Origin of the sequence: Undibacterium sp. CCC3.4, from assembly GCF_034347425.1 — a bacterium.
In the GTDB taxonomy this organism is placed as follows: domain Bacteria; phylum Pseudomonadota; class Gammaproteobacteria; order Burkholderiales; family Burkholderiaceae_D; genus Undibacterium.
The window spans coordinates 4,202,646-4,217,342 of record NZ_CP133779.1 but is presented as its reverse complement, the minus strand read 5'-3'; the positions used below and the strand labels follow the sequence as shown (position 1 = coordinate 4,217,342).

At 55.4% G+C, this 14,697-nt stretch carries 11 protein-coding genes and 1 pseudogene; 11 read left to right on the top strand and 1 reads right to left on the bottom strand.

Translation table 11 applies throughout. The features are described from left to right. The first annotated feature begins 160 nt into the window (after window positions 1–160). The 6 genes and pseudogenes from glp (at window position 161) to rraA (ending at window position 6,545) form a co-directional block, all read left to right on the top strand. On the top strand, window positions 161–1,366 hold the full coding sequence (gene glp, locus RHM61_RS18650; protein ID WP_322248814.1) for a gephyrin-like molybdotransferase Glp: 1,206 nt from the start codon (window positions 161–163) through the stop codon (window positions 1,364–1,366). Between the two features lie 11 nt (window positions 1,367–1,377). Next, on the top strand, window positions 1,378–1,635 hold the full coding sequence (gene moaD / locus RHM61_RS18645) for a molybdopterin converting factor subunit 1 (RefSeq protein ID WP_322248813.1): 258 nt from the start codon (window positions 1,378–1,380) through the stop codon (window positions 1,633–1,635). Window positions 1,636–1,638: 3 nt separating this feature from the next. Further along, entirely contained in the window at window positions 1,639–2,091 is a 453-nt protein-coding gene (moaE, locus tag RHM61_RS18640; protein WP_322248812.1) for a molybdopterin synthase catalytic subunit MoaE, read from the top strand. A gap of 64 nt (window positions 2,092–2,155) precedes the next feature. Further along, window positions 2,156–3,118, top strand: a pseudogene (gene pip / locus RHM61_RS18635) (prolyl aminopeptidase). Between the two features lie 124 nt (window positions 3,119–3,242). Beyond that, complete coding sequence (gene clpB, locus RHM61_RS18630) at window positions 3,243–5,840, top strand: ATP-dependent chaperone ClpB (RefSeq protein ID WP_322248811.1); 2,598 nt, start codon at window positions 3,243–3,245, stop codon at window positions 5,838–5,840. A gap of 213 nt (window positions 5,841–6,053) precedes the next feature. After that, on the top strand, window positions 6,054–6,545 hold the full coding sequence (gene rraA / locus RHM61_RS18625) for a ribonuclease E activity regulator RraA (protein WP_322248810.1): 492 nt from the start codon (window positions 6,054–6,056) through the stop codon (window positions 6,543–6,545). Between the two features lie 95 nt (window positions 6,546–6,640). Here the strand turns inward: rraA and RHM61_RS18620 are convergent, their stop codons facing one another. Next, a complete protein-coding gene (locus tag RHM61_RS18620; protein WP_322248809.1) occupies window positions 6,641–7,372 on the bottom strand; it encodes a hypothetical protein in 732 nt (243 codons plus the stop codon). 489 nt (window positions 7,373–7,861) lie between these two features. On the opposite strand from RHM61_RS18620, the gene RHM61_RS18615 reads away from it, so the two are divergent. From RHM61_RS18615 to RHM61_RS18595, 5 genes are all read left to right on the top strand, one after another. After that, a complete protein-coding gene (locus tag RHM61_RS18615) occupies window positions 7,862–8,671 on the top strand; it encodes a TatD family hydrolase (protein WP_322248808.1) in 810 nt (269 codons plus the stop codon). A 3-nt stretch (window positions 8,672–8,674) separates the two neighbouring features. After that, window positions 8,675–11,077 (top strand): DNA internalization-related competence protein ComEC/Rec2, encoded by a 2,403-nt coding sequence (locus RHM61_RS18610; protein WP_322248807.1) that lies wholly within the window; start codon window positions 8,675–8,677, stop codon window positions 11,075–11,077. A 114-nt stretch (window positions 11,078–11,191) separates the two neighbouring features. Continuing rightward, a complete protein-coding gene (locus RHM61_RS18605; protein WP_322248806.1) occupies window positions 11,192–12,010 on the top strand; it encodes an alpha/beta hydrolase in 819 nt (272 codons plus the stop codon). After that, window positions 12,003–12,965, top strand: coding sequence for a lipid A-modifier LpxR family protein (locus RHM61_RS18600; protein WP_322248805.1), 963 nt, complete (start codon window positions 12,003–12,005; stop codon window positions 12,963–12,965). Before RHM61_RS18605 ends, RHM61_RS18600 begins: the two co-directional genes overlap by 8 nt. 94 nt (window positions 12,966–13,059) lie before the next feature. Continuing rightward, window positions 13,060–14,697 (top strand): CTP synthase, encoded by a 1,638-nt coding sequence (locus RHM61_RS18595; protein ID WP_322248804.1) that lies wholly within the window; start codon window positions 13,060–13,062, stop codon window positions 14,695–14,697.

The window sequence follows — 14,697 nt, the reverse complement described above, 5'->3', positions numbered from 1 at the left end:
TAGTATAGCATTCGGCGTTGCTGAAGTTGTTAAAAAGTGAAGGTTTAACGCGGCGCTTGTGGTCAAATCGCCCCTCAGGTATTCCGTACCGTCTGTGTCGCTTGCTTGCTTCGCGCTACAATGAGGGTCTTCGCCATGTTTGGCACTGTATCGGTAATCAATGACTGAAAAAAAACCTCTGTTAAGTGTCGATCAAGCTTTGGCCTTGCTGCTCGCCGCGGTGCGCCCGCTTACTCAAAGTGAAACGATCGCCACGCTCGATGCCGCTGGCCGAGTGTTGGCGCAGGCACAAACCTCCTTACTCGATGTCCCATCCTTGGATAATACCCAAATGGATGGCTATGCCGTGCGCGCGGCCGATTGCCAAAGCGCTGAGGCGCGTTTGCCGGTGACGCAGCGCATTGCTGCCGGTCAGCTTGGCCAGCCTTTACAACCGGGAACGGCGGCGCGTATTTTTACCGGCGCGCTGATACCGCCCGGTGCCGATGCCGTGCTTATGCAAGAACAATGTGTGGCCGATGGGACGGACGTGATCATTGGCCATGTGCCGCAGTCCGGTGATTGGATACGCCGGCGCGGTGAGGATATCGCCGCCGGTGCCAGCATTTTGGCAGCCGGCACGGTATTGCGCGCGCAGCATCTGGGCTTGGCCGCTTCGGTTGGTTTGGCGACACTGCCGGTGTTGCGGCAACCGCGCGTGGCGGTGTTTTTTACCGGCGATGAATTGACCATGCCTGGTGAAGCGCTCAAGCCCGGCGCGATTTACAATTCGAATCGTTACACCTTGACCGCCTTGCTGCGAGGGGCCGGTTGTTTGATCAGCGATTTCGGCATCGTGCCGGATACGCTCGAAGCGACCCGGGCGACCTTGCGCGCAGCGGCACAAGGAAACGATTTGATCATTACCTCCGGTGGTGTTTCGGTCGGCGAAGAAGATCATATCAAGCCAGCGGTCGAAGCCGAGGGAAGTTTGAATATGTGGCAAATCGCGGTCAAACCCGGCAAGCCTTTGGCTTTCGGTGAAGTGGGTGAGAGCTTTTTTCTTGGTTTGCCGGGTAACCCGGTATCGAGTTTCGTCACTTTTTTATTATTTGTGCGGCCTTTTTTACTGCGCATGCAGGGCGTGACTGACGTGACGCCGCAGGCGTTTTCGCTACGCGCCGATTTTACTTGGGCCAAACCGGACCGGCGGCGGGAATTTTTACGCGCTCGTATCAATGCCGATGGTGGACTGGATCTGTTCGCCAATCAAAGCTCGGGCGTGTTGACTTCAACCGTGTGGGGTGATGGCTTGGTCGATGTGCCGGCGGGCCAGAGCATTGCCGCCGGTGAGATGGTGCGTTTCCTGCCTTTTTCCTCTTTTTGAAACAGTCAACCATGAAAATTCAATTACGTTTTTTTGCCAGTGTACGTGAAAGCCTGAATTTGTCGGAACAAACTGTCGACGTGCCCGTGTCGGTACAAACGGTCGGCCAGTTGCGCGCCTGGTTAGTCGCGCGCGGTGAGGTGTGGGCCGAGGTGTTGGGGGCGCAACGGGCTTTGCGGATGGCGTACCAACAGCAAATGTGTGAGCCTGATACCGCGCTCACCGATGGTGCTGAGGTGGCATTTTTCCCACCGGTTACCGGGGGCTGAGCGATGAGAATCAGTGTGCAGACGGCCGATTTCGATCTCAGTACGGAGCTCGCGCGCATGCGCAAGAATCATCCGGCCATAGGCGCCTTGGTCAGCTTCGTCGGTTTGGTTCGCGATGTCAATGATGGTGCCGCGGTGTCGGCGCTCGAACTTGAGCATTATCCGGGCATGACTGAACGTGCACTGCAAGACATCGTCGAGCAGGCGCAGCAGCGCTGGCCACTGCTCGATTGCGTGGTCATACACCGAGTCGGTGCCATGCTGCCGCTTGATCAGATTGTCTTGGTGGCGGTCGCTTCCGCACATCGTGGCGCGGCTTTCGCAGCCTGTGAATTTATGATGGATTATTTGAAAATGCAGGCACCGTTCTGGAAGAAAGAGCAAACACCGGACGGTGCGCGTTGGGTCGATGCGCGTGACAGTGATGAGCAGGCTCATCTGAAATGGCGCGTATAAATTAAATCGTGAGCGGTGTGTGGTGCCGTCGGGTGCCGGCTGCCGATTTTCAGGAAGGAATGTTATGACGCAAGCAATGACTCTATTTCCGGCCATCGAGCCGTACCGCAGCGGTATGCTGGCGGTCGATGCGCTGCACACGCTGTACTGGTAAGAATGTGGCAATCCGCAAGGCCAGCCGGTACTGTTTTTGCATGGCGGCCCAGGCGGCGGTTGTACCCCCGGTCATTGGCGATTTTTCGATCCGGCGCATTATCGTATTGTCTTGTTTGATCAGCGCGGTGCCGGTCGTTCGACGCCGCTGGGCGAATATCGGGCCAATACCACGCCTCTACTGATCGAGGATATCGAGACTTTGCGCAGCCTGCTCGGGATTGAGCAATGGTTGGTGTTTGGCGGCTCTTGGGGTTCGACCTTGGCGCTGGCCTATGGACAGGCGCATCCGGAGTGCTGCCTGGGCTTTGTGTTGCGCGGGATTTTCCTGTGCAGCCGCAGCGAGGTCGACTGGTTCATCAATGGTATACAAAATTTTTACCCCGAAGTTCACCGGCGGTTTGCCGCAGCAATACCGCTCGACGAGCGCGGCGATCTGTTGCAAGCCTATGTCAAACGTTTGTTCTGCGATGATCCGGTAATTTATATGGAAGCGGCGCGCAATTGGAGTCGTTATGAGGGATCGTGTTTGTTTCTCGAACCGCAAGCGCAAGCGATTGCCGATTTCGAGTCAGATCAAGTCAGCCTCGGTATCGGTCGTTTGGAAGCGCATTACATGCTCAACGGCGGTTTTATGCGCGATGAGCAATTACTGCAGGAGCTGGCAGTTATCCGTCATCTGCCGGCTGTCATCGTGCAGGGTCGTTATGATGTGATTTGTCCGCCGGTTTCCGCATATCGTCTGCATCAGGCTTGGCCGGAGGCGCTGTTACATATGATTGGTGATGCCGGCCATGCGGCGATGGAGCCGGGGATTGCCGCGGCATTGTTACTGGTCACCGAGCAATTCAAAGTAGCCGGACGATTTGAGTGAGTCGCGGATTTTTTCAACTTAGTTTGAGCTAGGACAAACTCGGGACGCATGCTTGGCGCAAGACTTGAATTGCCAGTGATTGCCCCAAATTGCTGATGCATAGAATTCACTCAGGAGCAACAGAATGCGTCTCGATAAACTTACTACCAAGCTGCAGGAAGCTTTGGCCGATGCCCAGAGTCAGGCCGTTATCAATGATAATCAATACATTGAGCCGGTTCACTTGCTGGTCGCGCTGCTGAATCAGGATGATGGCGGCAGCCGCTCTTTGCTGCAGCGAGCCGGTGTCAATGTCAATGCGCTGCTGACTGATCTTAAAGTGGCTATCGACCGTTTGGCCAAGGTCAGCGGTACCGATGGACAAGTGCAGATAGGTCGCGAGTTGACTGGCTTACTCAATCTGTCGGAGAAAGAAGCGCAAAAACGCGGCGACGAATTTTTGGCCAGTGAAATGGTCTTGCTGGCTTTGGCCGATGATAAATCGACAGCCGGTAAATTGGCACGCGAAAAAGGCTTAACCCGTAAGGCTTTAGAAGCGGCTATCTTGGCGGTGCGTGGCGGTGGACAAGTCGATTCGGCCGATGCCGAAGGCCAGCGTGAAGCCTTGAAAAAATACACGCTCGATCTGACTGAACGCGCCCGTATGGGTAAGCTCGACCCGGTGATCGGCCGCGATGATGAAATTCGTCGTGCCATTCAGGTGCTGCAACGGCGCAGTAAAAACAATCCGGTACTGATTGGTGAGCCAGGCGTTGGTAAAACCGCCATCGTCGAAGGGCTGGCGCAACGCATCGTCAACGGCGAAGTACCGGACAGCTTGAAGTCGAAACGCGTGTTGTCGCTCGATATGGCAGCTTTGTTGGCCGGTGCCAAATACCGCGGCGAATTTGAAGAGCGTCTGAAATCGGTACTCAAAGAAATCGCGCTCGACGAAGGACAGACCATCGTTTTCATCGATGAACTGCATACCATGGTCGGGGCCGGTAAGGCCGAGGGCGCGATGGATGCCGGGAATATGCTCAAGCCAGCCTTGGCGCGCGGTGAGTTGCACTGCGTCGGTGCGACCACGCTCGATGAATACCGCAAATACATAGAAAAAGATGCCGCGCTGGAACGGCGTTTCCAGAAAATACTGGTCGATGAACCGAGTGTCGAAGCCACCATCGCCATTCTGCGCGGACTGCAAGAGAAATACGAAGTTCATCATGGCGTTGATATCACCGATCCAGCCATCGTGGCGGCGGCCGAACTGTCGCAACGCTATATCACCGACCGTTTCTTGCCCGATAAAGCGATTGATCTCATCGATGAGGCTGCCGCCAAAATCAAGATTGAGATCGATTCCAAGCCGGAAGTCATGGATAAGCTCGATCGTCGTTTGATACAGCTGAAGATCGAACGCGAAGCCGTGCGGCGCGAGAAAGATGAAGCCTCGCACAAGCGCATGGCCTTGATCGAGGTCGAAATCGAAAAGCTCTCGCGTGAATATGCCGATCTGGAAGAAATCTGGAAGGCGGAAAAAGCCATCGTGCAGGGCAGTACCCATATTAAGGAAGAGATCGAACAAATCCGCTTGCAAATGGAAGATGCCAAACGCAAGGGCGATTGGCAAACCATGTCGGAGCTGCAGTACGGGCGCTTGCCGGAACTCGAAGCGCAGTTGAAGCAGGCTGATACCCAAGCCGATAAGAATCAGCAAGACGGTAGCAAGCTCAAGCTCTTGCGTACGCAGGTAGGGGCGGAAGAAATCGCGGAAATTGTGTCGCGTGCCACCGGCATTCCAGTGTCAAGGATGATGCAGGGCGAGCGTGAGAAATTGCTGCATATGGAAGAGGCGCTGCATCAGCGCGTGGTCGGTCAACATGAAGCCATCGTCGCGGTGTCGGATGCGATTCGTCGTTCCCGTGCCGGGCTCGGTGATCCGGGGCGGCCTTACGGCTCGTTCCTGTTTCTCGGCCCTACCGGGGTCGGTAAGACCGAGTTATGCAAGGCGCTGGCCGGCTTTATGTTCGATACCGAAGAGTCCTTGATCCGCATCGATATGAGCGAATTCATGGAGAAGCACTCGGTGGCGCGTTTGATCGGGGCACCGCCCGGCTATGTCGGCTATGAAGAGGGCGGTTACCTGACCGAGGCGGTAAGGCGCAAACCTTACAGCGTGATTTTGCTCGATGAAGTGGAAAAAGCGCATCATGATGTCTTCAATGTGTTGCTGCAGGTATTGGATGATGGTCGCATGACCGATGGCCATGGCCGCACGGTGGACTTTAAAAACACTGTCATCGTCATGACTTCGAATCTCGGTTCGCACCAGATTCAAGCGATGGAAGGCAGCGATCCGGAAGTGATCAAGATGGCGGTGATGGGTGAAGTAAAAACCCATTTCCGGCCGGAATTCATCAACCGTATCGATGAAATCGTGGTGTTCCATGCGCTCGACGCGAAAAATATCGGGGCGATCGCCAAAATCCAGTTGAAAACTCTGGAACAGCGTTTACAACAAATGGAAATGGGTTTGCGCGTCAGCGATGCCGCTTTGCTGAAAATAGCCGAAGCCGGGTTCGACCCAGTCTACGGGGCGCGGCCCTTGAAACGGGCGATTCAACATCAGATCGAAAACCCTTTATCCAAGCAGATTTTGCAAGGAAAATTCGGGCCGAAAGATGTGATTGCCGTTGAAGTGCGCGATGGTGAGCTGGTATTCAGCCGCTTCGAGAGCTGAAGCGCGCTGGGGAAATAAAAAAGCGACGCTTGCGCGTCGCTTTTTTTGCTCTGTTGAGGTTTGATCGGAGCTGCGAATGGGTGAGTGGGGAAAACCGAGCTCAAGTGTTGGCAATCCTGACCGCGGTCAAGCTTGGCGGTCGCACGCGGGCACTGGCGGCCTGAGGGTTTAGAATGGGTGCGGCATGATTGATGCACCACTTTGGAGAAAACGATGAAGTTTGCTACCTGCGATTTATGTGACGCCTATGAAGATCAACTGCAAGCCGGCACCCTCTCTGCGCTGCCGCCGCTGTTCTTGGCCTATGGTGCAGAGCTGGCATTTGCCGGGCCGGCCGTGTGTTTGAAATTGATTGAAGACAATGGATTAGTGCGCACTACGCTGGAAACGCCCGGGCAGGGGCGGGTATTGGTGATAGACGGCGGTGCCAGCCTGCGCTGCGCCTTGGTCGGCGGCAATCTGGCCAAGTTGGCACAAGATAATGGCTGGGCTGGGCTCGTGGTCGATGGCTGTATCCGCGATGTAGCAGAAATCAATGCCTGCCGTATCGGTGTGCGTGCCCGCGGCAGCATGCCGGTGCGCAGTCTCAAACGCGGCGGCGGTGAGCGCGATGTGCGCGTGCTCATTGCGGGTGTAGCGGTTCATCCCGGCGATTGGATCTATGCCGATGCCGATGGTGTGCTGGTGGCGCGGCAAATGTTGTAGTTGCGGCTGCGTGCTCGGTAGTGTGGACGCATTGTATAGGGAAGCGCAGATTTAATCCGAGCGGTCAATTCTTCTGCGATTCAGTCCGCCGCGCCCTAAGGTATGCTCGTTGTCGTGTCGTCAGCGACGTCGACCATGTCGGCGTCAATTTCAAAAAAACCGAGATCAGGCTGTGATCGACAGTTTGGTTTGATGAACTCGACATCATGCACGCCTAATTTTTGGTAAGCAGCCAGGCTGTACACCCAGCCCTTATGCTTACCTTCATGACGGCGAGTGGCAAAGCGGGCAGCTTGACCCATTATGGGTAGACGCGCATCGACGTGAATGCGATAGTAAAACGCACGTTCACGTTGACGTTTTTGATCCATTTGTGCTTCCCACTTCGGGCGCTGCTGTGGCCAGTCCGGTACGGTGGCAGATAATTGCTCTAATTGTGCGCTGTAGTTACTGGCGGCGCCGCCGTGAAAGCCGATAATGGCGAAATGGCTGATCTGTTTTTTGTTCGCTGCCGGGAAAACATAATTGGCGCAAGAAGAAAGGCAGTATTCGAGGACTTGCAGATGCAGTTTGTGGTCGGCGATCCAATTGCCCAAGGCTATGCCATCATCGATTTCACCGCCCCGACTTTTGATGGAAAGCCACTCTGGCTTGGGTGTAGATTGCTGGTAAATACGCGATAACTGCTCATTGGCAGCGGCGCTGATAAGGCCGTAATAATGGAGTTGTTTGCCTTCGATGAAAATGGCGGCGGTGTCGGTGGCCTGTGATGTTTGCCAAGAGATCAGACTCAGAAAGAGTGAGCAGAGAAGCGTTCGGGGAGACATGGGCTGTCCTTGGAAAATTTCATCGCTGATCTCGAGAGCAAAATAATGCACTTGAGATTAAATAATATTAACAAAAAACATTCGAGTCAGACTTTACTTAAAAAGTGATGCTGCAGGATGCCTCTGACTTTCCATGGCTGTCTACTTTAACCGTGCATGAACCTGTTCCGCCGCTTACCAATTCAATCTCTTGAGCGTTTAGCTCGCGCAGAAGGGGTACAGACGAGTTCGATTGGTGTATTGCGAGAGTATTCTCTGCCTCACCTAGGGATAATTTTTTTGCATGATATGCTCTTTTAAAAATACCATCACGGAATTGTGACGGATTTATCCTAAGCACTTTTTGTTTGGATTTCTATAGGACGGGTCTGAAAATGACTGCTGCCATGCGCAGCAGCTGTCACCTGACCGCCGGTCGTGCCAAACTTGAGTCGCGGCCCGCGATGTGCGCATAATACAAGTCTTTGCCCACCATGAAAGACGCCCGCCATGTGGATCGATACCCATTGTCATCTCGACGCCAGCGAATTCGCTGACGCTGCCGCTGTGCTGGCCGATGCCGCGGCCACGGCCGGGGTGTCGGCCTTGGTGTTGCCGGCTGTGCACAAGAATAATTTTGCTGCAGTGGAAGCCTTGTCGCAGCAGCGCAGCGATTGTTTTTTTGCGCTCGGCATTCACCCCATGTATGTGCCGACTTCGGTTGAGGCCGATTTGGCGTTTTTGCGCGCACGCGTGACCAGCTTGCTGCAAGATCCGCCAGCCGGCCGGCGCTTGGTGGCGATCGGCGAAATCGGGCTCGATTATTTTGTGCCGGCACTGAAACAAAGTCCTTTGCGCGAGAAGCAAGAATATTTCTACAGTGAGCAATTGAAAATCGCCCGCGATGTCGGCTTGCCGGTGCTTTTGCATGTGCGGCGTTCGCAAGACCAAATACTCAAGCAATTGCGGCGCATTGCGGTCGTCGGCGGCATCGCCCATGCCTTCAATGGCAGTGCTCAGCAGGCGCAGATGTTTATTGAACTTGGTTTCAAGCTTGGTTTTGGCGGTGCCATGACCTATCCGCGCGCTTTACAAATCCGCCGTCTGGCCGTGGAATTGCCGCTCGCTGCCATTGTGCTCGAAACCGATGCGCCCGATATGCGGCCGGCCTGGCTAGGCAAGGGGAATAACTATCCGGCCGAATTGCCGCGCATCGGCACGGTGCTGGCGCAATTACGTGGGCTGAGCGTGACTGAACTGGCGGCGCAAACCAGTGCCAATGCCCGGGCGGTTTTGCCGCGCATGAATACTTTGGGGTAAATGATGCGGTCGGCATGCCTCGCTTTTGTGTTTGGCGTCGCATGTCTGCAGCAACAGCACAGTTTGTATACGGTAGCGGAATTAGCTTTATTGGCTTTGTGTGCGACATTTTTGCTGCTGCATTATGGCTGTACTCCGCATCCCTTGGCTTGCCCATCTTGGTGGCGTCGCAGTGGCGTTTGCCTTGGCTTTGCCTTGGCTGGCTTGGCATGGGCTGCTGCAATGGCGACACTGGCTTTGCAAACCGAATTGACTGCAGAATTCGAGCGTAGCGAAGTAACGCTGATCGGCTGCGTTGCCTCTTTACCTCAAACCTTCGAAGCCGGGCAGCGGCTTGATTTCGCCGTTGAACAGGTGCTGGCACCGCGTTTGAGTGCGCAGCAATGGCGGGTCTTTCCAAAAAAAATCAGTTTGAGCTGGTCGCAATTGCAGCCGGCACTTTTGCCTGGCGAGCGCTGGCAATTGCGGGTACGCGTGCAGCGTCCGCATGGCTATGCCAATCTTGGTGGCTTTGACACCGAATTGCGCTTGCTTGAAAGTGGTGTGCGCGCGGTCGGCACGGTACGCAGTGCGGCTGAGCTGAATCGCCGTCTCGACCCCATGGTGTGGCAGCCAAGGTATCTGCTCGAACGCAGCCGTGGCTGGTTGCGCGCGCGTATTTTTGCCGCCTTGCCGAATCATCCGTATGCCGGTGTGTTGGTGGCTTTGGTAATCGGCGAGCAACGGGCGATTTCAGCGGCCGATTGGGTCCTGTTCAATCGCACCGGCATTGGTCACTTGATCAGTATCTCGGGTCTGCATGTGAGTATGATTGCGGCGCTGTTTGCTAAGCTCAGTGCGGCGCTGTGGCGGCGCGCGCGTTGGCGTGGGCATGCTTTGCCCTTGCTGTTGCCGGCGCAAAAAGTGGCTGCTGTCAGTGGTGCTTCAGCGGCTTTATTGTATGTGGCTTTGGCCGGCTTCGGCATTCCCGCCCAGCGCACCTTGATCATGTTGCTGACGGTGGCCTTGGCTTTGTGGTGCGGTCGGATCAGTGATTTTTTTGCGGTATTGTGCCTGGCGCTGGTATTGGTACTGTTGTGCGATCCGTGGGCGGTGCTGGCGCCGGGCTTTTGGTTATCGTTTTTGGCGGTGGCTGTGCTGACTTATGCGGCGGCACAGCCGACGCGTCGTCCGCCGCCTGGCTGGCAGCGCTGGCGCGCATTGTTGCTCGCGGCATTGCGCAGTCAATGGGCGGTCAGCATAGGTTTGCTGCCGCTGAGTCTGTTTTTGTTTGGACAGGTGGCCCTGCTCGGGGCTTTGGCGAATGCCTTGGCGATTCCGCTGATCAGTTTGGCGGTGACGCCGTTGGCCTTACTGGGGAGTGTGATGCCGTCTCCGATATCGGGCTGGTTGTTGCAAATAAGCGACATTTTATTTAGCGCGCTGATGCCTGTGTTGCAGTATTTGAGTGGCTTGCCGGCGGCGCTGTGGCGCGCCGAACGTGGCCCGTGGTGGGCTTGGGTCTTGGCTGCATGTGGCGTGGCGTGGGCATTGCTGCCGCGTGGTTGGCCGCTGCGTTGGCTGGGGCTGGTGTGTTGTTTGCCGATGTTGTTTCCAGCCCGGCAGGCTTGGCCGGAGGGGAGCTTGCGCATGACGGTGTTTGATATTGGGCAGGGCACGGCGGTGCTGCTGGAAACAGCGAAGCATCGTTTGCTTTATGATGCAGGGCCGCGTTATTCGGTCTCGTCGGATGCCGCCCAAAGTGTGCTCTTACCGTATTTGCAGAGGCGTGCCATCAGCGCACTCGATGTGCTGATGATTTCCCACGCCGATCTCGATCATGCCGGTGGTGCTGCCAGTATCTTGCAGTCGCTGGAGGTGGCGGCGGTGGCCAGCTCATTGGCGTCGGATCATCCCTTGCTTGGCGCGGCGCGGCAGCACTGGCGCTGTCACGCTGGTCAGCGTTGGCAGTGGGATGGCGTGGTGTTCGAGGTGTTGCAGCCAGCGTTATCGGCGTATGCCAATGAAAAGTTGTCTGATAATGCGCGTAGTTGCACCCTGAAGGTCAGTAGCGTGCAGCATGCGGTGCTGCTGCCCGGAGATATCGCGGCGGCGCAGGAGACGGCCTTGTTGGCGCAGTATGGTGAGCAGTTGCGTGCGTCGGTGTTATTGGTACCGCATCATGGCAGCAAGACTTCATCGAGCGCCGCTTTTTTGGCGGCCGTGCAGCCGCAAGCAGCGATTTTTCAATTCGGTCACTATAACCGCTATCGCCACCCTCACTCGGTGGTGTGGCAGCGCTATGCCGATGTCGGCAGCATGCGCTGGCGCACCGATAGGCATGGTGCGCTGAGTGTCGAGCTCGGTGAGCGCGTGACGATTACTGCATACCGCCAGCAGCATGCGCGCTACTGGCATGGGCGCTGAGGCTGTACCTGATTGTGGAATAATTCTTCTAAGTCTGCAGGAAAGCCTGTTGGCGCATTACAATTGAAGTCATGATGCATTTTTCAATGCGCTGACTACAATATGGAGCATACTTTGGAGCGAGCGGTTCTACATTTCGTACATGGCAACAGTTTTCCGGCCGGGACTTACCGCGTTTTTCTCGATCAACTGCGTAGTAATCACGTCGTTGGGGTCAGTGATATGTTGGGGCATGATCCGGCCTATCCGGTTACCGACGGCTGGCGCGAGCTGGTGCAGGAATTGATAGCGACGCTGGAAGCGCGCTATTCGGTGCCGGTGGTGTTGCTAGGTCATTCGCTCGGCGGTATTTTATCTTTGATGGCGGCACGCGCCCGTCCCGATTTGGTGCGTGCCGTAATCGTGCTCGATTCGCCCTTGGTGGCCGGTTGGCGCGCGCTGTTATTGCGGGTAGTGAAGTTTCTTAAACTCGATGGTAAATTTTCGCCGGCACGCTTTGCAGAGAAGCGCCGCTGCGTGTGGGATAGTGTTGAGCACGCTCACAGGCATTTTGCCGCGAAAGAGAAGTTTGCGATCTGGCCGACCGAAGTGTTATGGGATTACATGCATGCCGGACTGCTGCCGTCTGCGCAAGGTGTGAGCTTGCGTTTCACGCGCGAAGTGGAAACGGCTATTTATCGCACGTTGCCGCATGGTTTGGGACGCTTGATTCGCCGTCCGCCGGCGGTGCCTATCGGTTTCATCGGTGGCACTGAATCCATAGAGTGTGCTCAGGCCGGCGATTACTATACGAAAAAACTGATGGGTCGCAATTACACACTGATTCCCGGTGGGCATTTGATTCCACTCGAACAGCCCGAGCAGACGGCGCTGGCGGTGGAGACGATGCTGGCTACCTTACTTAAGCAAGAATGTGAACAGAATAATGATTAACGCAAAAATGCAGCAAACCGGCGCCTACCGCGCGCTGGTGGCGCTTGGTTTGACACTGCTTGCTGGTGCGGCCGTGGCCGACGATATTTTGCTTGCGCCATCTTGGCAGGAAATGCAAACCGTGCGCGCGGCCGGTAAATCGCTGTGGCAGTTGGAAATCGAGAATGACAGCCTGCTCCTCAATCGTGATGATAAATTTTATACCAGTGGCGTGCACCTGCAGCAAACCTCGCTGCTGCAAACAGCGCTGCTATCGACCGAATATGGCTGGCGCTTCGGGCAGGATTTTTATACGGCATCGGATACCAATTTGTTGCCCGCGCAATTAGCCGCGAATGATCATCGCTACGCTGGCTGGCTGTACGCTGGCGTGTTCGGCGCAAAAACCGAATCGACCGGGCGCAGTTGGCGCTGGGGCGTTGATATCGGTTGTTTCGGTCGCTGTGCCGGTGGTGCCTGGAGCCAGCAACAGTTGCACCATTTACTGAAACAAAGGCTGCCGCAAGCCTGGAGTACCCAGTATCGCAACGAGGCCGGCTTGGTGCTCTCGGGTGAATGGTCGCCCGGGCGCTTGCTGCCCATGGCCGGGGTCGATCTGACGCCACGCTTGAATGGACGTTTCGGGAATATTTTCACCGATGCCGGGGCGCAGCTGGAATTGCGGGCCGGTACGCTCAATAGCTTGCCGTATCAGCCGGCCAGCTACGTCTTCCTCAAAGGCTCGGTGAAAGCGGTGGCCTATAACGCGACCATAGAAGGCGGTTATTTTAATGATGAGGCGCGTTCGATTGCGACTAAAAAGCGCGGCGGCGAGCTGGAAATCGGCTATCTATGGCAGCGCGGTGAGTATGGTCTGAGTGCTTCCGTGATTCGGCGTGCCAACGAAATCGAGCAGATGTCGAATGCCGTTGGAGCGCAAAATTTTGTCAGGTTGCAATTTTTTTATGCGCCGTAAATAATCCGCGCTTCGGGCGCGGAATTCGTATGCCTGCCTGATAGTCTGAGGTATAATTCGAATTTCCCGCTTGTGCCGTCTGGCACCTTCTGCAATGACTAAGTTTGTATTCGTTACGGGGGGCGTAGTCTCCTCATTAGGCAAAGGCATCGCTGCCGCCTCTCTCGCCGCCATTTTAGAATCGCGCGGTCTTAAAGTGACTATGCTCAAACTGGATCCGTACATCAACGTTGATCCAGGTACCATGAGCCCGTTCCAGCATGGCGAAGTATTCGTGACCGATGACGGTGCCGAGACTGATCTCGACCTCGGCCACTACGAACGCTTCATCACTGCGCGCATGAAGAAAGTGAATAACTTCACGACCGGTCAGATTTACGAGTCGGTGATCCGCAAGGAACGCCGTGGTGAATACCTCGGCAAAACCGTGCAAGTTATTCCGCACATCACCAATGAAATTCAAGAATTCATTCACCGCGGTGCCGCTGGTGCCGATGTCGCGCTGGTTGAAATCGGCGGTACGGTCGGCGATATCGAATCGTTGCCGTTTCTCGAAGCCGCGCGTCAGCTCAGTCTGCGTGCCGGTCGCAATGCGGCTGCCTTCGTCCATCTGACGCTGGTGCCGTATGTGGCCGCTGCCGGTGAATTGAAAACCAAGCCGACACAACACAGTGTGCAAAAACTGCGCGAAATCGGGATTTTCCCCGATGCGCTGCTGTGCCGTGCCGATCGTCCGATTCCGGATGATGAACGCGCTAAGATTTCGCTGTTCGCCAATGTGCCGGAAGAAGCCGTTATTTCGGTTTGGGATGCCGACACGATCTACAAAATTCCACAGATGCTGCACGATCAGGGCCTCGATAAAATCGTTTGCGACAAGCTGGGTCTGGCCCCGCAACCGGCTGATCTGAGTATGTGGAGTAAGTTGGTTTTTGCTCTGGAAAACCCGAAAGACGAAGTCACTATTGGTATGGTCGGTAAATATGTCGATTTGACTGAATCGTACAAATCGCTGACCGAAGCCTTGCGTCACGCCGGTATTCATACCGAAAGCCGAGTCAATATCGAATACGTCGATTCCGAAGAAATCGAAGCACACGGTACTAAGGCGCTGGAAAAATACGACGGTATTCTGGTACCTGGCGGTTTCGGTAAACGCGGCGTCGAAGGGAAAATCATGGCGGCTCGTTATGCCCGTGAAAACAAGATCCCTTATCTCGGCATCTGCCTGGGCATGCAAGTCGCTTTGATCGAATACGCGCGTAACAAAGCCGGTTTGACCATGGCGAATTCGACCGAATTCGATCTCGATACTGAACAGCCGGTGGTAGCACTCATTAATGAGTGGCAAAACCATGATGGTAAAGTCGAGCGTCGCGATGAGAACTCCAATCTCGGTGGCACCATGCGTTTGGGTGCGCAAACTTGTGCAGTCAAGCCCGGTACTCTGGCGTTTGAAATTTACGGGAATGTCGTCACTGAACGCCATCGCCACCGCTATGAAGCGAATAACTACTATCTGACCCGTGTCGAGCAAGCCGGCATGATCGTATCGGCGCGTACCCCGACTGAAGATCTGTGTGAAATCATGGAATTGCCACGCGAAGGTGAGAATTCTCACCCTTGGTATATCGGTGTCCAATACCATCCGGAATTCAAGTCGACCCCGCGCGATGGTCATCCGCTCTTCATTTCATTCGCCAAAGCAGTACTGGCGCATAAAAACGCTTAA

What these genes read in the sequence shown, in the direction of transcription:
- RHM61_RS18600 (WP_322248805.1), top strand. Translation starts at nt 12,003, where the DNA reads ATGATTAACGCAAAAATGCAGCAAACCGGCGCCTACCGCGCGCTGGTG.
- RHM61_RS18615 (WP_322248808.1), top strand. Translation starts at nt 7,862, where the DNA reads ATGTGGATCGATACCCATTGTCATCTCGACGCCAGCGAATTCGCTGAC.
- moaD (WP_322248813.1), top strand. Translation starts at nt 1,378, where the DNA reads ATGAAAATTCAATTACGTTTTTTTGCCAGTGTACGTGAAAGCCTGAAT.
- moaE (WP_322248812.1), top strand. Translation starts at nt 1,639, where the DNA reads ATGAGAATCAGTGTGCAGACGGCCGATTTCGATCTCAGTACGGAGCTC.
- RHM61_RS18595 (WP_322248804.1), top strand. Translation starts at nt 13,060, where the DNA reads ATGACTAAGTTTGTATTCGTTACGGGGGGCGTAGTCTCCTCATTAGGC.
- glp (WP_322248814.1), top strand. Translation starts at nt 161, where the DNA reads ATGACTGAAAAAAAACCTCTGTTAAGTGTCGATCAAGCTTTGGCCTTG.
- RHM61_RS18610 (WP_322248807.1), top strand. Translation starts at nt 8,675, where the DNA reads ATGCGGTCGGCATGCCTCGCTTTTGTGTTTGGCGTCGCATGTCTGCAG.
- RHM61_RS18620 (WP_322248809.1), bottom strand. Translation starts at nt 7,372, where the DNA reads ATGTCTCCCCGAACGCTTCTCTGCTCACTCTTTCTGAGTCTGATCTCT.
- rraA (WP_322248810.1), top strand. Translation starts at nt 6,054, where the DNA reads ATGAAGTTTGCTACCTGCGATTTATGTGACGCCTATGAAGATCAACTG.
- clpB (WP_322248811.1), top strand. Translation starts at nt 3,243, where the DNA reads ATGCGTCTCGATAAACTTACTACCAAGCTGCAGGAAGCTTTGGCCGAT.